Raw genomic sequence first — 22,971 nt, forward strand, 5'->3', positions numbered from 1 at the left:
TTCGCTTAGGTGTGAACAACGAAGGCTCGGCCAATAAGGCGGCAACGCCGTCATGGGTCAAGTCTGGACGACGAGTCCGCACATCCCAGCCGCGGCAAGGGCGGAATCGCGTCAGCAATTGGAGCAACCCTCATCAGGAGCGCGTTTGTGCAAACTTGGCCCTGCAATTGGCCTTCGGTATCGATTCAACCATCTAGCCAGTGGGCAGAGCAAAAAGACCCAAGCTGGCGTGTCAGTGGCGAAGGTCCCAATACGGAGTGGTTCGCTGTCCATCGGCGGCTCCGTCACAAACCCGGCGCAGATCGGCACGGATGTTCTCGGTGTTCAACAGCTCGGCTGCTTCCGGGTAACCCTCAGCTAGCAACTCGGCAACAATCTCGGCTGGAGAGTTGTGGACGCCACCTTCCGCCAAAGCATGAGCCCGCTGGTAGATATGGCTTGTTCTGATGTCGTCGACCATTCGCAAACCCCTCGGTTGACTAGCACTGATAGACAACCCTTGGGCGGCGGATCCGTTCCATGCAACTTTTGAGGGAATACTTGCGGCTGATGCGCCGAGCGACGGCTTGTCCTTATCGCCTCTGGTCAGGAGGCGGCCGATCCAATGCCGTCGATGCAAGGATTATGGCGGCACCATCCGGAAATCCTTGCCTTCGGGCAGCAATTGGCCGCCATCGACGACAATGGTCGTGCCGGTGATGTAGCTGGCATCGTCGGAGGCGAGGAACAGGAAGGCGTTGGCGACATCGCGTGGGCTGCCGAGCCGGCCGAGCGGGATGGAATCCTCCATGTTCTTGATGTAGGCCGCGCCGCGATGCTGCTGGATCGCCTCGGTCAGGATGTTGCCGGGCTCGACGCCGTTGACGGTGATGCCGTAGCCGGAGAATTCGAGAGCGGCCGAACGGATAAAGCCGTTGATGCCTGCCTTGGTCGCCGCGTAATGGCCGTGGCCGGGACTGGTGACATGCGGGCCGGTGATGGAAGAGGTGTAGAGCATGCGCCCGTAGCGCTGCGCCTTCATCGGCACCAGTGCCGCGCGGGTGGCATTGAAGGTGCCACGCAGGTTGACGGCCATGACACGGTCCCAGTCGTCGGTGCTGGTGTTCTCGATCAGCTGCCAGGGGTAGATGCCGGCATTCTGCACGATGATGTCGAGCCGGCCGTGGTGTTTCATAGCCAGAGCCACGGCGGCTTCTGCATCGGCCATCAAGGAGATGTCGGTGCGGATGAAAGCGGCGCCAAGCTCATCCGCGGTCGCTTGTCCGGCCTTGACCTCGGTGTCGGCGAGCACCAGCTTGGCACCTTCTTCAGCGAAGCGCAGTGCGGTGCCCTTGCCGATGCCGCTTGCGCTGCCGATGATCAGCGCGACCTTGTCGTTCAGCCGTCCGGTCATGTGAGCCGTCCTGTCATGCGAGTCTTTGGCGAATGGTTTGCTTGAAGGCGTCGAGCAGCACGGCGGCCAACACCAGCAGGCCGTGGATGACCTGGGTGAAGTTGGCCGGCAGGCCCATCAGGTTGATCGCCGTATTAATGGCCGAGAGCAGCAGCACACCGGCATAAACGCCGGGGAGGGTGCCGACGCCGCCTTTGAGGCTGACGCCGCCGATGACGACCGCGGCAAAGGCGTTGAACAGCAGGCCGACGCCGAGATTGGCGGTGGCACCCGAGGTGCGGATCGCCAGCAGCCAGCCGGCCAGGCCGGCAATGGCGCCGGCAAGCACGAAAGCGATGATGAGGTTGCGGTTGACCCGGATACCGGCGCGGAAGGTCGCCGTCTCGTTGCCGCCGATCATCACGAGATGACGGCCGAACGGCGTCTTGGCCATGATCAGCGAGAAGACGACGAAACAGGCGATGGCGATCCAGGCGGTCAGCGGCAGGCCGATCAGCCGCTGGATGCCGAACCAGCGGATCGCAGGTGCCAGATCCTGCGCCGAGCGGCCGCCCGAAATCACCAGCACCAGGCCGCGCACCCAGATGTAGGACGCCAGCGTGATGATGAAGGCGCTCATCTTCACCTTGACCACCAGATAGCCGTTGAAGGCACCGATCAGGCCGCCGACGGCCAGCGCCAGCAGCAGCGACACCGGCACCATCAGCCATTCCGGATGCAATTGGACGCCAAGACCGATGCCTGACGAGCAGAACAGGATGCCGACCGCCATGGCGCTGAGCGCCGCCACCGATTCGACCGACAGGTCCATGTGGCCGGCGATGATGACCAGCGCCAGGCCGATCGACATGACGCCGAGCACGCTCGAGGCCTCAATGATGTTGGCGAAGATGCCGAGCTGGAAATAGTTCGGGACGAAGATGGAGAAGACCACGAGCACGAACAGCAGCATGAACCAGACGAGGTTGTCGAGAACGAACTCCAGGGCATGGCGGGTGCGAGGGTTCATGGGCTGATCCGGTTGGCGCCCCCGCGAAATCGTCTCGATTTCGTCGAGTTCAGGCGGATTGGAATTGCGGAGAATCGGCTCCGGGCCGAGAGGACCCGGAGCGTTTCAGGCGACGTGCCTATTCGACGGACTTGACGGTGTCCGTCGGCGGCTTCTGATTGCCCCAGAAGGCCGGGTTGTCGACGTTTTCCTTGGTGATGGCCGCACCTGGAATCTTGATGTTCGGGCCCCAGGCTTCCTTGGTCACGGTAGATTTCAGGCCAAGCACGTCATATTCGCCGGGCTTGATTTCCTGCTTCTTGACCACCTTGTCCATGAACATGGCGACTGCCGCTGCCTGCGCATAGAGCGGCTGCTCGACTTCGACATTGAGCCAGCCCTTGCGGATCAGGTCGAGGCCGACCGGAGCGCCGTTCGAGCTCATCAGCATGACATCGCCCGGCTTCTTGCCGGCGGCCTCGAGCGAGGCGACGGCGGCGACCGAGAGGTGAGCGGCATGGCTGAAGATCAGGTCGATGTCGGGGTTGGCCAGCATCTGGTCGGCAACGATGGTGCCGGCGTTGCTGGCTTCCCACTGCATGGCCGGAAGCGAGATGATCTTGACGTCCGGAAACGCCTTCAACTTCTCCTCAAAGCCTTTCTGGATGTCGAGCGTGTAGGGGTCGCCGGGATCGCCGAGCACCTGCAGGACCTTGCCCTTCACCGAGCCGTTCTTGGCCTTCAGCAGCTTTTCGGCCTGGTCGGCGGCGACATAGCCGATCTCGACGGTTCCGGCGACCGAGGTGAAGTCGGAAGGCGTCGAGGTGATCTGACGGTCGAACTCGACCACCGGAATGCCGACGGCGCGCGCGGCCTCGATGGACGGTTTCAGCGCGTTGAAGTCGACAGCCGCGAGGATGATCGCGGCCGGCTTGAGCGCGATGACGTCGTTCATCTGCGATTGCTGGGCGTCGGTCTTGTTGTCGGCGTTCAGCGTCTTCATCTCGTAGCCGGTCTGCTTCAGGAACAGCTCCAGAGCGCTCACCGAGCCGGTCTGGAACTCGTCGAGCAGTGTCGGCACCATGTAATAGACGACACCCTTGGACTGCGCGAATGCCGGCGTGAGCGTGGCAAAGGCCAGTGCCAGGATGCCGAAGACAGCAAGAAGTATTCGCTTCATGTCGTTGGCTCCCTGTTAAGCCGGACCCCTCTTTTGTCCCTCAGCCTGCCGGTCCGGCACCGGCAAGCGTCTCTCCGGTGATCATGTTGATCACCGCGTCGGGACTTGTTTTGTTGCGTGCGACATCGCCCGCCACGACGCCTTGCCGGATCACCACGATCCGGTCGGCGACCTGAAAGGCCTGCTGCATGATGTGGGTGATGATGACGACACCGATACCCTGGCTTGCCACCTGGCGGATCATCTCAAGACCGCGCCGCGTCTGCTCGACGCCAAGGGCGGCGAACGGTTCATCGAGCAGCACCAGCTTGCCCCCCCAGTGCACGAACCGGTTGAGCTCGATGGCTTGCCGCTGGCCGCCCGAGAGATGCTCGACATTGGTGCGCAGCGACGGAATGCGGGTGCCGGCGCTGGCCAGCGCCTTGCCGACGACGGCTTCCATGGCGCGCTCGTCGAGCACGGGAATGCCAAGCACCTTCCTAGTGATCTCGCGGCCCATGAAGAAATTCGCCACCACGTCGACATTGGTGCACAGCGACAGGTCCTGGTAGACGGTTTCGATGCCCGCCGCCTTGGCTTCGGCCGGCGACCTGGCCAGAAACTCCTTGCCTTCGAACAGCATGCGGCCCGAGGTCGGCTCGAGCCCGCCAGCGATGATCTTGACCAGCGTGGATTTGCCGGCGCCGTTGTCGCCGAGCAACGCCACGACCTCGCCCTTGCCGATCGAGAAACTGATCCCCTTCAGCGCTTCGATGGCGCCATAGTTCTTGGTGACGTTGTCGAGCACCAGCAGCGGTTCGCTCATGCCGCAATCTCCTTGGCTGTCAGAAGATCGCGGCCGTGTTCGCGCTCGGCGGCGAACATCTGGCCGAAGCGCGGCGACAGCACTCCGGAAACCGCAAGGGCGGCGGCTCCGCGCAGCACGGAATGCTGCCCGCCGCGCGCGACCATGACCCGGGGCGTCGTGCGGTCCTTGCGTGCGGAGACGGAGTTGTGCAGGCCGTCAGCCGAACCGGCCAGCCGTTCGAGCAGATCGGTCGACGCCAGCCCGCCGAGGATGACCGTTTCAGGATCGAACAGGTTCTCGATGACGGCGATGGCGTTGTGAAAGATCGGCGCGACTTCCGCGACCCAATCGGCCTCTGAGCCGTTCCAGCGCCGGAGCGCCTCGAGCGAGAGGTACCTTTCGAGACAGCCTGTGTTGCCGCACGGACAAGCCTCGCCGCCGGGAACGACAGGGATGTGCCCGACCTCGCCGGCATTGCCCCAGGCGCCACGCTGCACACTGCCGTCATGCACCATGACGCCGCCAAGGCCGACGCCGAAATAGAGGTAGTAGTACTCCGAGAATTGGGCACCGAGGCCGTAGAGCCGCTCGCCCATGGCTGCTGCCGCCATGTCGGTTTCGAAGAAGGCCGGCAGTCCGGTCGAGGCGGCCAGCCGCTCGCGCAGCGCCACATCCTTCCAGCCGGTCATTGTGGTCGGGCCGACAAAACTCATGGATTCGACCCCGAACGGTCCGGGCAGGGCGAGGCCAACCCCAAGAACCCGTCCGCCGACCCGCAATCCGGTCAATTCAGACACCATGGCCCCGATCAGCTCGAAGGCGTGGTCGGGCGTCGCGTTCGGCGCCTCGCGGTAGGCGCTCTCGATCACGTCGCCGCTCAGATTGATCAAGGCGGCGTTAATGCCGAGCGGGGTGATGTGGATACCGACGGCATAGCCGCCCTCGGGATTGATGCGCAGCGTCGCCGGTGGCAGGCCGCGCCCCTTGGGTTCCTCGCGCACGGAGAGGATATAGCCTTGCTCCTCCAACTCGCGAACGATGGTCGACACGGTCTGGACGGTGAGGCCGACGCGGCTGGCAATCTCGCCGCGGGCGATCGGCCCATGCAGGCGGATGGATTCAAGCACGATGCGCCGGTTGTACGGCCGCCCGAACTCCTGATTGGTCCCCCGCAATGCCATGCCTTGCGCCCCAGTTGACGTTAGGTTCGCATCAAAGATTTATTCAGTCAAATGGAATTCAAAAATAAATCGGGATCGCGTTCTAATCCTGGGAGAGCAGCAAGCCGCACCTAGCCTAGGCCCTGTTCACGTGCCGCGCTTGGCTGATTGCCGCCATAGCGAAACCGCTTCAATGGTGGGCAAGCCTCGCAACCGTTGACCAAAGCATGGAGCAGAGATGATCGAATTGCCGTTTGCCCGCGACGAATACCAGCAGCGGCTTGCCAAGATCCGCGCCGAGATGGCGAAGCGCGGTCTCGAACTCCTTGTCGTCAACGACGTCGCCAATCAGCACTACATCACCGGCTATGATGGCTGGTCGTTCTACACGCCGCAGGTGGTGCTTATTCCGATCGAGCAGGTCGAGCCGGTCTGGATCGGACGCGCCATGGATGCTGCAGGTGGTCTGCTGACGGCCTGGATGAAGCCCGAAAACGTCGTTGGGTTCCCGGAGGATCATGTTCAGCGTGCCGATCGTCACCCCATGGACTGGATCGCCAGCTGGATCGTCGCCAAGGGCTGGAGTAGCAGACATATCGGCATCGAACTCGAAGCCTATTATTTCTCGCCGAAAGCGCATGCTCGCCTCGTTGCTGGCCTTCCCAACGCGAAATGGCATGATGCCGATCTGCTGGTGAACTGGATCCGTGCGGTCAAATCGGCGCCCGAGATCGCCTATCTGCGCAAGGCTTCGACCTTGGCCGAGGCCGCCGTTACGCGGGCTTTCGAGGTGATCGCGCCCGGCGTGCGCGAATGCGACGCCATTGCCTCGATCCAGGCGGCGCAGATCGCCGGCAGCCCGGATTTTGCCGGCGACATCACCGCTCTTCCGCCGACCATCCTCGGTGGCGAGAATGCCTCGGCTCCGCATATCATGTGGAGCGACCGGCGGTTTGGAGCCAACGAGACGATTGCGCTGGAACTTGCCGGCGTCTGCCGCCGCTACGCGGCCGGACTGGCGAGAACGATGCAGCTCGGCAAGACGCCGACGCGTGTCGCGGACACGGCAAAGGCGGTGATCGAGGGCATGGACGCGGTGCTCGACGCGGTCAGGCCGGGAACGACTGCCGAAGCCGTCGAGGGCGCATGGCGCAAGGTCATTCAACGCTACGGGCTGAAGAAGGAGTCGCGCATCGGTTATTCGATCGGCGTCGCCTATCCGCCGGATTGGGGCGAACACACGATCAGCTTGCGGCCAGGCGACAAGACGGTGCTTCAATCCGGCAACGTCGTTCATTCCATCCTCGGCATGTGGATGGACGGCTGGGGCATCGAGATCAGCGAGACCATTCTGGTCACCGAAACCGGCTATGAGACGCTGACGAAGTTCCCGCGAGAGATCCATGTCAAATCCTGAGGGTTCGGCCATGGCAGGCGGTGTTGCCAGTCTCGGCGCGGTCGATATCGATGCCGGCATCCTCGACCAGATGATCGAGATCCGCCGCTATCTGCACCGCAATCCGGAACTGTCGAACCGCGAGGCGAACACGCAGAATTATCTCAGGCAGATGCTGGCCGGCGAGGGGATCACTGATATTCGCGATGTCGCGGGCTTTGGCCTTGCGGTCGACATTGTCGGCACCGGCAAGCCGTCGAACCGAAAGATCGCCATTCGCGCCGACATCGATGCCTTGCCGATCGAAGAAGAGTCCGGTGTCGACTACGCATCGACAAATCCCGGCGTGATGCATGCCTGCGGCCATGACGCCCACGCCTCGATGGGTTTCGCGGTTGCCGCGCACCTCCATCGATCAAGGGCCGATTTTGGCGGAACCGTCCGCCTGATCTTCCAGCCGGCCGAAGAGGATTCGCCCTCGGGCGGCAAACGTGTGGTGGAGGAGGGGCTGCTCGACGATATCGACGCCGCGATATGCCTTCACGTCGACCCCTACACGCCGTCCGGCAAGATCGCGGTCCGTTCAGGTCCCTATACGCTGGCGTGCGACACGTTCGATGCAATCGTCATCGGTGAGGCGGCGCACGCGGCAAAACCCTATGAGGGCGTCGATGCGATTGCCGTGGCCTGCTCCATGGTCGGGGAATTGCAGAAGATCGTCTCGCGCGAAATCGATCCTTACGATCCCCTGGTCATTTCAGTCACCGGCATCAATGGCGGCAGCGCCTACAATGTCATCGCCGGCAAGGTCGCCTTGAAAGGCACCATCCGCAGCGGCAGTGACGCGACCCGCGAGCGGGCCTGGCGCCGCGTACGCGAAATCCTCGAGTGCATCGCGACAAGCCACGGCGCCAGTGTGCAACTCGTCATCCACAAGGGGGAACCGGGGGTCGTCAACGATGGCGAGATGGCGGAGCTGGTCACCGCCAGCGGCAAGGCCTGCGTCGGCGCCGACAATGTCCTCAACACGCCCGGATGGACCATTGCCGACGACTTTGGCTACTACAGCGAGAAGCGCCCCTCGGTCTATTTCCGGCTTGGAATCCGCAACGAGGCGGTCGGATCGGTCTTTCCGCTTCACCATCCCAAATTTCGCGTCGATGAGGCGGCCTTGAAGATTGGCACGGCCACGCTGGTTGCTGCGGCGACCAGATTTCTATCGGTGCAACCGGAAAATAGCTGACTGACCCAAGCGGTCCAGGGTCGGCTCGTGCAAGGCTTGCACGAGCCAGTGAAATGCCTGTTCAGTATTTGATGACCCGGCGTTCGACCAGCACCACGGCACAGAACAGCACGATCGACAGGCAAGATGACAGCACGATCGCCGCGTAAAGCCGGTCCGACTGGTAATTGAAACTCGCCTGGATGATCAGCGCGCCGAGGCCCTTGTCCGAGCCGATCCATTCGCCGACGATGGCGCCGATGACTGCCGTCGCCGACGCGATGCGGAGCGAGGAGAACAGCATCGGCAGCGCACGCGGCAGGCGCAGGCTCCAGAAAACCTCCGAACGTGTCGCCGACAGCACCCGGAACAGCTCGTGCTCATTGTCGCTGGCCGAATCCAGGCCGCGGATCATGTTCACCAGCGTCGGGAAGAAGCAGATCACCGCCGCGATGACGATTTTCGGCGTCATACCAAGTCCGAAGATCAGGATGATGATCGGCGACAGCGCCAGGATCGGAATGGTGTTGAAGAACAGCACGATCGGAAAATAGGTGGCCTGCAGGATGCGGTTGTGCACGAACAGGATCGCCAACAGCACGGCGGCCAGATTGCCGATGACGAAACCGGCCAGCGCCTCGATCAGCGTCGGCCTGAGATTGTCCATGAGCAGCGCGAAATTCTTCTGGAAGACGCCGGATATGGCGGTCGGCGTCGGCACGATATAGGCCGGCACGCCGAGCAGCGGCAGCAGATACTGCCAGGCGAAAAGCAGCGATGCCGCGCCGAGAACGGGCAGGGCTATTGCCATTTGCGGCGAGAGCGGCGCCGGCCTCATGACGCCTGCTCCAGCGCGACACGCAAATCTGCCATGGCGGCGACGATCGCCGGATCTTCGCGTGTGCAGCGGTTGCCGTCCTGTTTGAGCGACCGCATGTCCAGATCCTTGACCAGCCGTCCCGGATTGGCGGCGAGAACGATTACGCGTTCGCCGAGATAGGCGGCTTCGGCAATCGAATGGGTGACGAACAGGATCGTCGTGCCGGTGCGCCGCCACAGGTTGAGAAGCTCGTCGTTGAGCCGGTCACGAGTGATTTCGTCGAGCGCCCCGAACGGTTCATCCATCAAAAGCAGCTTCGGCTGGCCCAGCAAGGCGCGGGCAATCGCCACACGCTGGCGCTGGCCGCCGGAGAGTTGATGCGGCAGGCGTTCGCCAAAGCCGGCAAGCCCCATCAGCTCCAGCAATTCGTCGCTACGGTCCTCGATTTTCCGCGTCAGGCTGCCTTGCCCGACGCCAAGCGGCAGACGCACATTGTCGCGCACCGTGCGCCAGGGCAGCAGGGTCGAGTCCTGGAAGACGAAGCCGACATCGCGGCGCGAGCGCACCGCATGCGGCGTGTCGCCGAGCACGCTGATCGTGCCGCCGAGCGGGTCGAGCAGGTCGGCGACCACGCGCAGCAAGGTCGACTTGCCGCAGCCGGACGGCCCAAGGATCGACAGGAAGGAGCCGGTCTCGACGGTGAGGTCGAGGCCGGAAAGCACCTTGACGGCCGCCTGGCGGCCGCCATAGCCGACATCCAGCCTGCTGGCTTCGATCGCGCTTGCCATCAGGCGGCGGGCGCGTCGAGCTTCGGCCGGTCGGCAGCCGAAAGTTCGAGGATCTTGGTGGTGTAGACGTCGGCCGCCTTGGGCCGGCCGTTGGGGTACTGGCCGACCTTGTCGAGCAGTGCCAACTGCTCTTCGATCGAGGCGGGGTCGAACGTGCCCCAGCCGTCCTTGGCCGTCGCACCGTCGAAGGAGAGCTTCAGCACGAGGTTGACGGTCTTCTCTTCCCAGCCGAGGTCCATTTCGGGATAGGCGGCGACCATTTTCTTCACCGCCTCCTGCGGGTTGGCGTGCACCCATCCCCAGCCCTTGGCGACCGCGCCGATGAACTTGGCCAGCGTGTCCGGGTCCTTTTCGATCGCCGCATCGGTGGCGAAATAGACATCGGCATAGGAATTCAAGCCGAGGTCGCGCACCAGAAGGTCGATGCGGTCGTCGCCGACGACGCTGAGCGCCTGCGTGTTGGTGATCCAGCCGCCAATGGCGTCGACATCGCCGCGCACCAGCGGTCCCTTGTCGAAACCGACATTGATGACGGTGAGGTCGGACGCGCTCAAGCCGTTCTTGGCCAGGATCTCATCCATGACGAAGCGCGCTGTCGGCTGGATGCCGATCTTCTTGCCCTTGAGGTCGGCCACGCCCTTGATCGGATTGGTGGCCTTGGAGGTGAGCGCATAGGGGCCGGTGCGGAAGCCGCAGGCGACCATCTTCACCGGCACGCCGCTGGCGCGTGCCGAAAACAGCTGTGGCGTCTCCGAGAACTGGCCAAGCTGTGCCGCTCCCGAAATCACCGGCGGCACGGTCGAGGCGTTGGGCCCACCCGGGCTGAATTCCACGTCGAGCCCGGCATCCTTGAAGTAACCGTTGGCGACGGCGGCGATGTCGCCGATCTGGCCGTTGGACATCAGCCAGTCATACTGGATGACGACCTTGCCTGCGGCCTTCGCGCCCGGCGTCAGCACCAGCTGCATTCCGCCCGATGCCACGGCAACAGCCGCCAAGCCGGATTTCATGAAACCGCGGCGGTTCATGTCGTAATTCCCATTCATTTTCCGCTCCTGTTGCAAGACTGTCTCGTCTCTTCATTGCGCGCCGTTCCCTTGGCGCGGGTGGTCTACGGCTGTTCGTCGTGGTAGTCGCCGGGGCCGCCGTCGAGCCAGGCGTAGAGTTCCCAAAGCGTGTCGTCCGGGTCGGTGAAATAGGCGCAGCGCGCATTCCAGACATAGTTTTCGGGCGGGCCATAAAACGGTACGCCCTTGGCTGTCAGCTCGGCATGCAGCCGGTCGATCTCGTCGGGGGTGTCGAGCTGGACGGCGACGCAGACCTTGTGCGCATGGCGCGGCGATTTCAGTTTCGAGACGCCGGCATGCTGGCCGATATGGTCGATCTCCCATGCTGCCAGTGTCACGCCCTCGCCATGGAAGTCGGCGAAACCCTCGGCGCGGCGGCGCAGGCGAAAGCCGAGCTTGTCGACATAGAACTCGACCGTCCGCTCGATATCCTCGACGAGAAGGCAGACATCCGAAATTCGATATGCGGTCCCCATCGGCATGACTATTGGCCTCCCTCAGTACGCCGGGTGCGCAATGGCAGTTTGACGCCGACACGGTCGGCCGCGCCGATGATGTGCGCGCGCATTGCAGCCTCGGCAGCCGCCGGGTCGCCGGCGACCAGCGCCTCGTAGATGCGCACATGCTCGCCGACATTGACTTCCACCAGATCGTGCAGGGGGTTGGTCTGCCGTGCGTAATAGATCGATCGGCGGATCTGCTCGCAGACGAAGGAAATGAAGGTGTGGATGTAACTGTTGCCGGTCGCCCGGGCGATCTCGCGATGAAACAGCAGGTCGGCGTCGATGCTGCCGTCCTCCCATCGCTCCTCGCCGCTCATGCGGTCGAGTGCGGCCTTGATGGCGTCGAGGTGCTCCTGGTCGCGGCGCTCGGCGGCGAGTGCCGCCGACTCGGCCTCGAGGATGCAGCGCAGCTCGAACAGCCGCTCCATGTTCTGCCCTTCCTTCAGCGTCTCGCGGTCGATGCGGATTGCCGCGCGCTGCTCCGGTGCAAGCACGAAGGAGCCGATGCCTTGCCGCGCCTCCACCATGCCGTCGGCGCGCAATTGTGCGATTGCCTCGCGCACGACGTTGCGGCTGACGCCGAATTTCTCCGAAAGCTGCTGCTCCGTCGGCAGCAGGGCGCCCGGGTTGAGATCGCCGGACTCGATCTCGCGGCTGAGGAACGCGGCGACCCGATGCGGCAGCGCCTCGACAGTGCCGATGGCAGCCAGTCGTTGTTTCATGAAAAAGTCTCCGTCGCGGGAAAGAGGCAGCCGGGGTTCATCAGACCGCCCGGGTCGATGGCATGTTTCAGCGCGGTGACGAGCTTGCGATGGACAGGGGTCATTCCGGCCCAGTAGGCAGGCTGGCGGGTGCGCCCGATGCCGTGCTCGGCGCTGATCGAGCCGCCAAGTGCGTTGACGATGTCGTACAACCCAGTGGTGATGGCGGTGCCCCTGGCGCGGGCCTCGGGCTCGGCAAGGTCGAGCGGCGGCAGGACGTTGAAATGGATGTTGCCGTCGCCTGCGTGGCCATAGGCCTGCGAAATCCAGCCCGGATGCTCCAGTTCGACAAACTGCCGGGCTCGGGCGATCAGCGTGGGGATATCGGAGATACGCACCGAAAGATCGGTGCGTACGTGGTAGCCGCGCTTGGCCTGGCCCTCGACCAGCCCTTCGCGAACGGCCCAGAACGCCCTGGCCTGTGCGCCGCTCTCTGCCAGAACGGCGTCAGTGACGAGTTCTTCTTCCATCGTGCGGGCAAGGAAATCCACCAGCAGGGCGCGCAGGTCGATGGCGGCACTCGACGACAATTCGATCAGCACATGGACGGGCGCCGTAACCGGCGCGCCGATGTTGGGGTCGACGAGCCGTGCGAGCTCCATGCATTCCGATCCGATGATCTCGAAGGCGGATATCAGGTCGGAGCATCCGCGTCGGGCTTGGCTGAACAGCGATATCGCCGCTTCGAATGAAGGAAGCCCCAGATAGGCAGTTTCGACACGGCCCGGTTTCGGAAAGAGCTTGACCTCCACACCGGTGATGATGCCCAGCGTGCCCTCGGCGCCGATGAAAAGCTGCTTCAGGTCGTAGCCGCGATTGTCCTTGCGCAGGCCGGAAAAGCCGCTCCACAGTTCGCCGTCAGGCAGCACGACTTCCAGTCCGACGATGAGATCGCGGGCCATGCCGTAGCGCAGCACATTGACGCCGCCGGCATTGCTGGAAGCGTTGCCGCCGATCTGGCAACTGCCTTGAGCGCCGAGCGCCAGCGGAAACAGGCAGTCCTGCTCTTCGGCGGCATCCTTGATGTGCTGCAGGATGCAGCCGGCATCGGCCTGCAGCATGAAATTGTCGGCGTCGACAGAGCGAATCCTGTTCAGCCGCTCCAAGCTGATGATCACCGCGCCCTGGGCCGTGCCGATGTCGATCGCGCCCGCGACAAGCCCGGTGTTGCCGCCCTGCGGGATTATCCCCAACCCAAGCGTGCCGCACAGGCGCACCGCGGCCTGGACCTCGGCGACCGATGCCGGTTTCAGCACGGCAAGCGCGCCGCCATGATGATCGCCGGACCAGTCCACCAGGTATTTCGCCATGTTAGCCGCATCGGCAGCCACACCGCTCTGCCCAAGGAGATGCTCCAGGGCGGCAAGGACGTCTGGCGAAATGCCGTGGATGGTCATTATCGGATCGGCGCTGGTGTTGTGGCGTATGGTTATACATATCATCCTACAACTGAAATCGTGTCAACACCGGCAGGCCGAACGGCCGTGGATATGTCGATAGCCAGATCGTTGGGATGAGGTGCCAGTCAGGTCGCTGTCCAAGCAGGGCCGAAGCCGCCGGATGGCAGTCGAGGCCAGCACGGACAGCGATCACCCAGATCCGGATTGCTTGCAAAGCGGGGAAGATTTGGTTTGAGAGGTAGCCAATCAGGTCAGGACCGGCGCTCTTCAGAGATACTGGGCGACCTTCTTGCCGACGGTGAGGAAGCGCAAGGGATCGATCGCTTCGCCATTGTGGCGCACTTCATAATGCAGATGCGGGCCGGTCGAGCGGCCGCTGCTGCCGGTCTTGCCGATGACGGCGCCCGCGTCCAGCTTCTCGCCCACGGTCACGTCGATTTCGCTCAGATGTCCATAACGGGTCGCAAAGCCATTGCCGTGGTCGACTTCGACCATACGGCCATAGCCGCCATTCCAGCCGGCCTTGGTGACAACGCCGGGCGCCGTGACCTTGGCGTCCATGCCGATGGGCGCCCTGAAGTCCATGCCCGAATGCAGCGCGGCGGTGCCGAGGATGGGATCGGTGCGCACGCCGAACGGGCTGGTGACGGAGTGGCCGGGAGCCGGGTTGGCCAGCGGCAGCCGGCGGGCTTCCTTCTTGAGGTGGTCGAGTGTATCCAGCGCCTCGTCCAGTTCCTTGACCTTGCTGTCGAACATCATCGAGCTGTCGAGCGGGATCAGCGGTCCGCCGACATCGATTTCGTTCTTGCCGAAGTCGCTGTCGACCGGCAGGCCCGCAGCCTGGAGCGCCTGGGTGATCGCGTCGGCGCTCTTGTAGGCATTGTCCGCCAGCGTGCTGATGCGGGTGAGTTGTTCGTTCTCGATGGATTTCAGCGACTGGTTGATCGAGACGAACAGCCTGTCGGCGCGATCGGCGGCTGAATCGCTGGGCAGCGGATCGGTGCGCGTCGACCATAGGGAGAACGGCCTGGTATCGGCGGCGCCGAGATCGGCGCTCAGGCTGGCCACCGCGTAGTTCTGCGCCGGCTGGCTGATGCTGCCGGTCACCTCGGCGTGCTTGTCAGGCTTGACGGCCGCTGCCGGATCCTCAGCGGGCGCCGTTCCGACTTCATTCTCGGCGCGTTCGAGCAACGGACCGAGACGGCCATGGCGCTGGCTCAGCTGGCTCTGACGCGCGATCAGTTCGCTGACCTTGGTTTCCATCAATTGCTGGTCGAGCAACTGTCGGCTGGTGATGCGGTCGACCTGGGCGCGAAGTGCTGAAATGCGGTCTTCGTAGGCCTGTTGCATGCGTGCCTGGCGCGCGGTGGTGGCGCCGATCAGGTCATCGCGCAGCACCAGATAGGACGTGGCCATGAGGTAGCCGATGGCAATGGCGGCGAGGGCTGAACCTATGAATGCCGCGAGCCAGGGCCGGATCGTGAAGTGCCTGATCTCGTTGCCGCGGGCGATGATGACCGTGTGGGGTTCCTTGCGCCTGCCGAAGACTGCGGACTGACCGGTTGCGTTCACGGGACCAAGCTTTCGGTTACGACACCACGACTGCCTGATTACACATTATTAGGGTTAACAAAGGCTTTCTGGGTCGATTGCGCGGCGTGGAATGCACGCGGCGCGGGCAAAGGGTTGCATGAAAACCGCCAGGCGAGCGGCCTTCATGCCGCTAAGTCATTGGTGAAGAACAACAATTTTCTGACCGCCCTGCGGCCTGTCGCTCGCGGATCGAGGTCCAGAGTTCCTTAACTGTCTTCGATTGCATTTACTTGACGGTTTTCGAGTAAAAGCGTGATGGGGTTTGGGATTCTATCGAAGATGGCGGTCCAAGGAATGCTGAGCGATCTGGTTGGCAAGATCCTCGACAAGTTGTCGGGCACCAGTCTGCTGTCGACCGGGCTCTTGCTGCTGACTGCCCTTGTCAGCGCGCTCGTGGCTTATTGGCGCACGGTCGAGGAGAAGAGCTGGAAGGAATTTTTCGAGTTCGTCATCCCGCACGAGGTCATCACCCATCCCTCGGCGAAGGCCGACCTGATGTTCTGGGTGACGAAGAAGGCGCTGATGCCCTTCCTCATGCTGCCCGCCGGAATTGTCTTCGTCACAGCGGTGGGCTACGGCACCAACTGGCTGTTTTCGACACTGTTCCAGTTCCAGCCGCCTCTGATCGAAGGACCGGCAGGGCCGGTCACGGTGCTTATCTTCACCATCACCATGCTGCTCGCCTACGACATTTCCTATTATCTCTATCACGTCGCCCAGCATCGCTATCCCGTGCTTTGGGAATTGCACAAGGTGCATCACTCGGCCGAGGTGATGGTCGGGATCACCAAGGACCGGGTCCACCCGCTCGACGAGCTGATGAACCGGGCCTGGGACGGCGTCATTGTCGGCGTCTGCTTCGGCATCTGGTCGCTGATTTCGCTGAACCTTGTCGAACTGACCGTCTTTGGCGTCAACGTCTATGTCATGCGCAACATCCTGATGATGGATTTCGTCAGGCACACGCATTTCAAGATCTCGTTCGGCCCGCTCAACAATTTGATCCTGTGTCCTCATTGGCACCAGCTGCATCACAGCACCGATCCACGCCACTACGACAAGAATTTCGGGCTGCTGTTCTCGTTCTGGGACCGGCTCTTCGGAACATTGTGTGTGCCGAGGCCCGACGAGGACTTCAAGTTCGGGTTGGTCGACCGTGACGTGCGCGACTACCAGTCGCTGGCCGGCCTTTATGTCATGCCGCTGAAGCGGATGTGGGGGCATATCGCCAGGCGCATCCGGCCCGGAAAGCCACGGGTCTCGCGGTCATCGGAAGGGACACGGCCATGAACGCACCTTTCGTGCTCGCCATCCCGCGCACACGCACCTTCGAAGTCGTGACATCGGCGGCGCGCCTCGCCGAGATCGCACCGGCCTGGAGCGCGCTCTGGCAGCGAGCCGGCGGGCTTGTCTTCCAACATCCGCATTGGATCGTCGCCTGGTGGCGCACCACCCCGCATCAGGAGCGGCGCACGCTCAGGATCGGACTTGCCTGGAACGGCGACCGGCTCGAGGGCGTGATCGCGCTAGCGACCTTCAAGCGCTCCGGCATCCGCATACTCGAATGGGCGGCCAAGGATCACAGCGACTATGGCGATGCGCTGGTTGCCCCCGACAGCGATCCGCAGGCGATCTCCCGCCTCTGGCAGCATATTTTTGATCAGGGCGGCTTCGACCTGATCTATCTCAACCGTCTGCTGCCGGATGCCGGTGTTCATGCCCTGCTCGACCCGGCCTCGCGCCATGACAAGGCGCTTCGGCCCAACCACCGCACTGAAATCAGCTACCGTGTCGCGGGTCCCTGGCAAAGTGGGGCGGAGTGGTTCGAGACGCTGTCCAAGAAAGCCCGGCAGAACTACCGTCGTGGCCGCAAGTTCATGGAGGAAGGCGGTGCATTGCGTTTCCGCCTGCTGGATGCGGACGAACCGCGCGAGCCGGTGCTCGCACGGGTCGCGGCGCTGAAGCGCCTCTGGCTCGTCCGGCATGGCCGCGTTTCGGACCTGTTCGACAAGGGCTCGCCGGTTCTCACCGCGCTAATTTCGGTGCTGGCCGAACTCGGCCTGTTGCGCATCTTCGTGCTGGAGCTTGACGACACGATCGTCGCCGTCTCGATCAATTTCGAGCAGCACGGCACGATGATGGCTTTCGTCACCACCTATGATCCCGAATACGAGCGCGCCTCGCCGGGTATGGTGCTGATGATGGATTATATCCAGTGGTCGCTCGACCGTGGCCTTGCCAAAGTCGATTTTCTCTGCGGCGGCGAGGATTTCAAGCGGCGCTTCGCCACCCAATCGGTCACGCTGTCGTCGATGATCGGCGCGCGTGGCCTGCGCGGTCGTCTCGCCGCGCTGGCCGATCGTGTGAGCCATGTTGCGAAGTCCTGGCGGGCGCAGCGGCAGCCTAAGCCGAAGGCAGAAACACCGGACGAGTAAGGACGACTCGTATGGGTCTTCGTGACGCTCAAAGCGCGCGAACGGCCTCCAGCACCTCTTCCGCATGGCCCTTGACCCGGACCTTGCGCCAAATCCGGGCGATCCGCCCGTCACGGCCGATCAGGAACGTCGCGCGCTCGACGCCCATGTATTTGCGGCCATACATCGATTTCTCGACCCACAGATGGTAGGCCTCGATCACCTTGCGCTCCTCGTCGGCGGCGAGGTCGATGGTGAGGCTGTATTTCGATTTGAACTTGTCGTGCTTCTTGACGTTGTCGGGGGACAGACCGATCACGACGGCGCCGGCCTTCTCGAATTCGGGCTTCAGCTGTGAAAAGCTGATTGCCTCTTGCGTACAGCTCGTCGTGTCGTCCTGCGGGTAGAAATAGAGGACGACGGGTTTGCCGGACGAGGCCGAAAGACTTAGAGACCCACCCCCATCCCGGGGCAGGTCGAACTGCGGTGCGAGATCGCCCACGTCGAGGTCAGCCATATCGATGCCCTTGTTTGAGGTTACGCGCGAAGCCACACCGATATAGTGTCGACCGGGGATTCGTCCACGAGCGAATTTTGTACAACGGAAGATTGCGTGGATCAGGAGCAACCGCAGCACGAGAAGATCAGGTTCAGGCGTGACGAGATCACCGACCTGGGGACCTTGCCGTCCGCGTGCCGCGTTCCACCCCTCGGTCAGGCGTCGATCGGCCGCGGCTTCCGCATGCTTTCGCGCGTGTTTGCCGGCATGGTGGCGCTCGTCCTGCTGGCCGCGGTCGTCGTCTATCTGGTCGGGGCGTCCGGCATCGGCTCCGAGCGGCTTCGGGCGGAAGCGGAAACCGCCATCGAGAAACTCGCCGGCGTCGATGTCCATGTCGCGGTCGGGCCGGCGCGCATCACGCTCGACAGTTCGAGCTTCGTCGCGCTTCAGGTGAGCGACGTCAGCCTGAAGACATCGGATGACAAGCCCATGGCGGATGCCGGCCGCGTGCGCTTCGGCATGCGCCTGATACCGCTGCTTTGGGGAGAGGTGCGGCTGACCAGCGCCAAGGTCTCGGATGCCCATATCGTTGTGGCGGCGATGCCGTCCGGCGGCGACTGGACAGCGCAATTGCGCAATGAGGACGGCCTCGTCGATCCTGAGAAACTGTCGGCCGCGGTGTTCGGCAACATCCATCACGTGCTGGACGCCGTGCGCGAAGATTCGATGCGCCGGATCGAACTCAGCAATGTCGAATTCGTGCTGCCCGATACCGGTGCGATCAAGCTGATCAAGATCGCCGACGCCACCGTCGTCCAGTCGGGGCCAGGCGGCATGGAGTTTTCCTCCGAGGCGGATGTCGATGGCAGAAAGGTCACCGTTGCCGCTTCCGCCAGCCGCGATATCGCGGCGCACCGGGTGACGGCGCTGAATGCAAGCATCGATCTGGCGGTTGCCGATGAAACCGCTGCCAGCGCCGGGAAGCTGGGTGCGGTCGCTTTGAAACTGACAGGGTCGGAAGGAGCCGGTACCACGGCATCACGGCTGACGGCCGCCCTGTCGTCGACGGGTTCCGTGCTCGATCTTGGCACGCGCGGCTTGTTACCGGCCGACGTCGATGTCGATGCCACGCTGGTCGACGGCAGCAACAAGATCCAGGTGGACAAGCTGCTGCTGAAAACCGGCCGGTCTTCTTTCAATTTCGGCGGCTCGATAGGGCCAAAGCCGGCGACAGGGGCTGCGGGCGAGGAGCCCTCCTATCGTTACGACCTGACCAGCGACGGTTCGACCCTGGCGCCGTCGGAATCGCCCGAGCCCGCGCTGACCTTCCTCGCCCGCATTGCCGGCGTCTATCAGACCAAGAGCCACAAGTTGGTGGCCGAGCAGATCGCGGTTCGGTCCGCCGCTTCCGGCGAGGTGCTCGGCACCGCGGCCGTGGCATTCGTTGACGGCAAGGCTCCCGGCATCAATCTGGCGCTTAGCCTCCATGACATGCCGGTCTCGCACGTCAAGCAGCTATGGCCGTGGTTTTCGGCGCGCAATGCGCGGCTCTGGGTGCTGAACAACCTGTTTGGCGGCCGCGTCGTCGACGGCAATCTCCAATTCCAGGTCGTGCCGGATCGCCTCGGCAACGGCGTGCCGCTGTCGGCCGAAGAGGTGTTCGGCCGCTTCCAGATCGAAGGGTCGCGTTTTGACACCGCCGGCCGCATTCCGCCGATACGCGACGCGGTCGGCGTCGTCGCCTTCCACGGCAATGACGTCGATGTTTCGCTCTCCTCGGGCACCGTCTTCATGCCCAGCGGCCGCACCGTGGCGGCCAGCAACGGCACACTGACCGTCAAGGCGGCGAACCACCCGCCGGTCATCGGCGCACTCGACATCGAAGTCGAGGGGGAGGCGCCTGCTATCGCAGAACTCGCTTCCTACGAACCGATCAATGCCATGCGCCATGTCGGCTTCCTGCCGGAGGATCTGTCCGGCAACGTCACCGGCCATGTCAGGGCCGACATTCCGTTGCAGTCCGGCGTCGACACCTCGAAACTCGACTGGCTGGTGTCGCTCGACTACACCGGCCTGTCGCTGGCCAAGCCATTCGATGGACAGACCGTAACCGATGCCGACGGCTCGATCACGGTCGATCCCGAAAAGGCAGTGATTTCCGCCAAGGCATCGCTGAATGGCATTCCGGCCGAACTCGATCTTGTCGAGCCGCTGGCGGATGATGGGCCGCCGCGCAGCCGCAAAGTGGCGCTGGTGCTCGACGACAAGATCCGCGCCGCCGCCATGCCCGGCCTGACACCGCTGCTGGGCGGGACGGTGAAGGTCGCGATCGACAAGAGCGGCAGCGGCAACCAGAACGTCTCGGCCGACCTGACCAACGCCAGGCTGGACATTCCCTGGGCCGGCTGGAGCAAGGGGGCAGGGGTTCCAGCCAACGTCACCTTCGTCATGACCAAGGCCGGCGACACCACGACGCTGTCCGATTTCGACCTCGACGGAAAGACATTCTCCATCGACGGCAGCATCGTGCTGGTCAACGGCGCCCTGTCGTCGGCGAAGTTCAGCAAGGTCACCTTGAACCGGGGTGACGATGTCGCGATTTCGGTGAAGCGGTCGGGCAAGGGCTATGCGGTCGACATCAATGGCAACGCGCTCGACGCCCGCTCGCTCATCAAGCAGTTCACGTCCGACGTGGACACCGCGACCAAGACGACCGGAACAGACAACATTTCCGTCAGTGCCGATGTCGAGCAGCTTACCGGCTTCCACGACGAGCAGCTGTCCAACCTGAAGCTCGATTACAGCGCGGCCGGTTCCAGGGTGAACGGACTGAAGGTCAGCGCCACGGCAAGTTCGGGCGCGGCCATCACCATCAGCAACACCACCGGCGGTGGCCAGCGTTCGCTCAACGTGCAGTCGGCGGACGCCGGCGCCATATTGAGGTTCCTGAACGTCTACGAGCACATGGAAGGCGGCGCGATCACGCTGGCCTTGTCAGGAACCAGCGATGGGCCGATGAAGGGCAAGGTCGACACCAGCAACTTCTTCATCGTCAACGAACCGAAACTCGCCTCCATCGTCTCGACCACGCCGGCCGGCGACAACCGCAGCCTCAACCAGGCGGTCAAGGGCAATCTCGACACCTCGCGAGTGAAGTTCGAGCGCGGCTACGCCGAGATCGAGAAAGGCAGCGGCTACCTGAAGCTGACCAATGGCGTGCTGCGCGGCCCGCGCATCGGCACGACGTTCCAGGGCATTCTCTACGACCAGAACAACAATATGGACATGACCGGCACTTTCATGCCGGTCTATGGCCTTAACCGCATCTTCGGCGAACTGCCCATCGTCGGCGCGTTGCTCGGCAATGGCCGCGACCGCGGCCTGATCGGCGTCACCTACCGTCTCAGGGGCAATGCCAACAAGCCGGTGCTCGACGTCAACCCGCTGTCAGTGATCGCGCCGGGCATATTCAGGTCGATCTTCGAATACAGGTGAATCCGGCCTCAGGCCGGCCGCACCAGAACGTGTTTTTTCTTTCCCAGCGAGAGCTTTACGACGTTTTCCGGACTCAAATCCTGAAGCGTCACCATGCGGCGGTCGTCGCTGACCGACTGGTCGTTGATGCGCACCGCGCCGCCCTGGATGTGCCGCCGCGCCTCGCCATTCGACGACGCCAACCCGGCCGTCACCAGCAGCGACAGGATGCCGACGCCGGCCTCCAGCGCTGCCTTGTCGATCCCAACGGTCGGCAATGTTTCGGCCAAGGCCCCTTCCTCAAACGTCTTGCGCGCGGTTTCCTCGGCCTGGTTTGCCGCGTCGCGGCCATGGACGATCGCCGTCGTCTCCGTGGCCAGGACCTTTTTGGCCTCGTTGATCTCGGAGCCGCCGAGTGCGGTCAGCCGCGCGATCTCATCGAGGGGCAGGCGGGTGAATATCTTCAGGAAGCGCTCGACATCTGCGTCCTCGGTGTTGCGCCAGTACTGCCAGAAATCATAGGGCGAGAAGAGGTCGCCATTGAGCCACACCGCACCCTTTGCCGACTTGCCCATCTTCGCGCCCGACGATGTCGTGAGCAGCGGCGTGGTCAGGGCATAAAGCTGCGGCGTGCCCATGCGATGGCCGAGATCGACGCCGTTGATGATGTTGCCCCACTGATCCGACCCGCCCATCTGCAAACGGCAGTTCTGGCGCCGGGCAAGTTCGACGAAATCGTAGCCCTGCAGGATCATGTAGTTGAATTCGAGGAACGACAGCGATTGCTCGCGGTCGAGCCGCAGCTTGACGCTGTCGAAGGTCAGCATGCGGTTGACCGAAAAATGCCGGCCGACATCGCGTAGGAACTCGACATAGTTGAGCTTCATCAGCCAGTCGGCATTGTTGACCATGACAGCATCGTTCGGGCCGTCGCCGAAACGCAGGATGCGCCCAAAGATCCGCTTGATGCCTTCGATGTTGGTGGCGATCGCCTCAGGCGTCAAAAGGCTGCGCTGGTCGTCGCGGAAGGACGGATCGCCGATCATCGACGTGCCGCCGCCCATCAGGGCGATCGGCCGGTGCCCGGTCTCCTGCAGCCAGTAAAGCATGGTCGCCGAGATCAAATTGCCGATATGCAGGCTGGTGGCGGTGGCGTCGTAGCCGACATAGGCGGTGACCGTTTCCTTGGCGAAAAGCTGGTCGAGGCCGGTCTCATCCGAAATCTGGTGGATGAAGCCGCGCTCGCTCATCGTGCGCAGAAAATCGGATTTGAAGGCAGGCATGGTTTCTTCCCGAAAAGCGTCCGGCCGTCCGGCGCGGGCATATGTGAACGGGCGCGTTTAGCATCCAAGCGCGGTGAGCAAAAGTGGAATCCGGTTTTGCGGTAGATCGCCAATGACGATCACCCCTTCTTGAAACGGTGCGACGAGCCGTCCGGCACGAATGCTTGCTTCATCGTTTCGGCTGGCGTAATGAGGCGCCGCGCCAAAGGTTCTTGCAGCCCACGACCTCGAGCGGCACCGCAC

The 22,971-nt window shown here is 63.2% G+C and carries 20 protein-coding genes; 5 read left to right on the forward strand and 15 right to left on the reverse strand.

The window, feature by feature from the left end; genetic code table 11:
* Positions 1–232 precede the first annotated feature (232 nt).
* The 6 genes from AC1DX4_RS16035 to AC1DX4_RS16060 form a co-directional block, all read right to left on the reverse strand.
* Positions 233–460, reverse strand: a complete 228-nt coding sequence (locus AC1DX4_RS16035; RefSeq protein WP_477221232.1) for a hypothetical protein — start codon at positions 458–460, stop codon at positions 233–235.
* Positions 461–622: 162 nt separating this feature from the next.
* Positions 623–1,393 carry an SDR family oxidoreductase gene (locus AC1DX4_RS16040; protein WP_477221233.1) on the reverse strand — a complete coding sequence of 257 codons (771 nt, stop codon included), beginning with the start codon at positions 1,391–1,393 and terminating at the stop codon, positions 623–625.
* 13 nt (positions 1,394–1,406) lie between these two features.
* Positions 1,407–2,402: an ABC transporter permease gene (locus AC1DX4_RS16045; protein ID WP_477221234.1), complete on the reverse strand. Its 996-nt coding sequence runs from the start codon at positions 2,400–2,402 to the stop codon at positions 1,407–1,409.
* Between the two features lie 118 nt (positions 2,403–2,520).
* On the reverse strand, positions 2,521–3,561 hold the full coding sequence (locus AC1DX4_RS16050; RefSeq protein ID WP_477221235.1) for a sugar ABC transporter substrate-binding protein: 1,041 nt from the start codon (positions 3,559–3,561) through the stop codon (positions 2,521–2,523).
* A gap of 40 nt (positions 3,562–3,601) precedes the next feature.
* On the reverse strand, positions 3,602–4,366 hold the full coding sequence (locus AC1DX4_RS16055) for an ATP-binding cassette domain-containing protein (protein WP_015318182.1): 765 nt from the start codon (positions 4,364–4,366) through the stop codon (positions 3,602–3,604).
* Positions 4,363–5,529, reverse strand: a complete 1,167-nt coding sequence (locus AC1DX4_RS16060) for an ROK family transcriptional regulator (protein WP_477221236.1) — start codon at positions 5,527–5,529, stop codon at positions 4,363–4,365. Before AC1DX4_RS16060 ends, AC1DX4_RS16055 begins: the two co-directional genes overlap by 4 nt.
* Before the next feature lie 217 nt (positions 5,530–5,746).
* On the opposite strand from AC1DX4_RS16060, the gene AC1DX4_RS16065 reads away from it, so the two are divergent.
* A complete protein-coding gene (locus AC1DX4_RS16065; protein WP_477221237.1) occupies positions 5,747–6,925 on the forward strand; it encodes a M24 family metallopeptidase in 1,179 nt (392 codons plus the stop codon).
* On the forward strand, positions 6,912–8,147 hold the full coding sequence (locus tag AC1DX4_RS16070; protein WP_477221238.1) for a M20 metallopeptidase family protein: 1,236 nt from the start codon (positions 6,912–6,914) through the stop codon (positions 8,145–8,147). Before AC1DX4_RS16065 ends, AC1DX4_RS16070 begins: the two co-directional genes overlap by 14 nt.
* Positions 8,148–8,208: 61 nt before the next feature.
* Here AC1DX4_RS16070 and AC1DX4_RS16075 read toward each other — a convergent pair whose 3' ends face one another.
* The 7 genes from AC1DX4_RS16075 to AC1DX4_RS16105 form a co-directional block, all read right to left on the reverse strand.
* Complete coding sequence (locus tag AC1DX4_RS16075; RefSeq protein WP_477221239.1) at positions 8,209–8,964, reverse strand: ABC transporter permease; 756 nt, start codon at positions 8,962–8,964, stop codon at positions 8,209–8,211.
* A complete protein-coding gene (locus AC1DX4_RS16080; protein WP_477221240.1) occupies positions 8,961–9,734 on the reverse strand; it encodes an ABC transporter ATP-binding protein in 774 nt (257 codons plus the stop codon). Before AC1DX4_RS16080 ends, AC1DX4_RS16075 begins: the two co-directional genes overlap by 4 nt.
* Positions 9,734–10,762 (reverse strand): ABC transporter substrate-binding protein, encoded by a 1,029-nt coding sequence (locus AC1DX4_RS16085; protein WP_477221463.1) that lies wholly within the window; start codon positions 10,760–10,762, stop codon positions 9,734–9,736. Before AC1DX4_RS16085 ends, AC1DX4_RS16080 begins: the two co-directional genes overlap by 1 nt.
* 83 nt (positions 10,763–10,845) lie before the next feature.
* A complete protein-coding gene (locus AC1DX4_RS16090; RefSeq protein WP_477221241.1) occupies positions 10,846–11,283 on the reverse strand; it encodes a VOC family protein in 438 nt (145 codons plus the stop codon).
* A gap of 2 nt (positions 11,284–11,285) precedes the next feature.
* Positions 11,286–12,026, reverse strand: a complete 741-nt coding sequence (locus tag AC1DX4_RS16095; RefSeq protein WP_477221242.1) for a FadR/GntR family transcriptional regulator — start codon at positions 12,024–12,026, stop codon at positions 11,286–11,288.
* Positions 12,023–13,462 carry an FAD-binding oxidoreductase gene (locus AC1DX4_RS16100; protein ID WP_477221243.1) on the reverse strand — a complete coding sequence of 480 codons (1,440 nt, stop codon included), beginning with the start codon at positions 13,460–13,462 and terminating at the stop codon, positions 12,023–12,025. The genes AC1DX4_RS16095 and AC1DX4_RS16100 overlap by 4 nt, the downstream gene beginning before the upstream one ends.
* 270 nt (positions 13,463–13,732) lie before the next feature.
* Positions 13,733–15,037, reverse strand: a complete 1,305-nt coding sequence (locus AC1DX4_RS16105; RefSeq protein WP_477221244.1) for a M23 family metallopeptidase — start codon at positions 15,035–15,037, stop codon at positions 13,733–13,735.
* A 315-nt stretch (positions 15,038–15,352) separates the two neighbouring features.
* Here AC1DX4_RS16105 and AC1DX4_RS16110 point away from each other — a divergent pair, with 315 nt between their 5' ends.
* Positions 15,353–16,348 carry a sterol desaturase family protein gene (locus AC1DX4_RS16110; protein ID WP_477221464.1) on the forward strand — a complete coding sequence of 332 codons (996 nt, stop codon included), beginning with the start codon at positions 15,353–15,355 and terminating at the stop codon, positions 16,346–16,348.
* Complete coding sequence (locus AC1DX4_RS16115; protein ID WP_477221245.1) at positions 16,345–17,493, forward strand: GNAT family N-acetyltransferase; 1,149 nt, start codon at positions 16,345–16,347, stop codon at positions 17,491–17,493. Before AC1DX4_RS16110 ends, AC1DX4_RS16115 begins: the two co-directional genes overlap by 4 nt.
* A gap of 28 nt (positions 17,494–17,521) precedes the next feature.
* Here AC1DX4_RS16115 and AC1DX4_RS16120 read toward each other — a convergent pair whose 3' ends face one another.
* Positions 17,522–17,989, reverse strand: coding sequence for a peroxiredoxin (locus tag AC1DX4_RS16120; RefSeq protein WP_477221246.1), 468 nt, complete (start codon positions 17,987–17,989; stop codon positions 17,522–17,524).
* A 96-nt stretch (positions 17,990–18,085) separates the two neighbouring features.
* Here AC1DX4_RS16120 and AC1DX4_RS16125 point away from each other — a divergent pair, with 96 nt between their 5' ends.
* Positions 18,086–21,466, forward strand: coding sequence for a hypothetical protein (locus tag AC1DX4_RS16125; RefSeq protein WP_477221247.1), 3,381 nt, complete (start codon positions 18,086–18,088; stop codon positions 21,464–21,466).
* 8 nt (positions 21,467–21,474) lie between these two features.
* On the opposite strand, the gene tyrS is transcribed toward AC1DX4_RS16125, so the two are convergent.
* Positions 21,475–22,728 carry a tyrosine--tRNA ligase gene (tyrS, locus tag AC1DX4_RS16130; protein ID WP_477221248.1) on the reverse strand — a complete coding sequence of 418 codons (1,254 nt, stop codon included), beginning with the start codon at positions 22,726–22,728 and terminating at the stop codon, positions 21,475–21,477.
* Between the last annotated feature and the right edge of the window lie 243 nt (positions 22,729–22,971).

The organism is Mesorhizobium sp. P3_A8, from assembly GCF_056402995.1.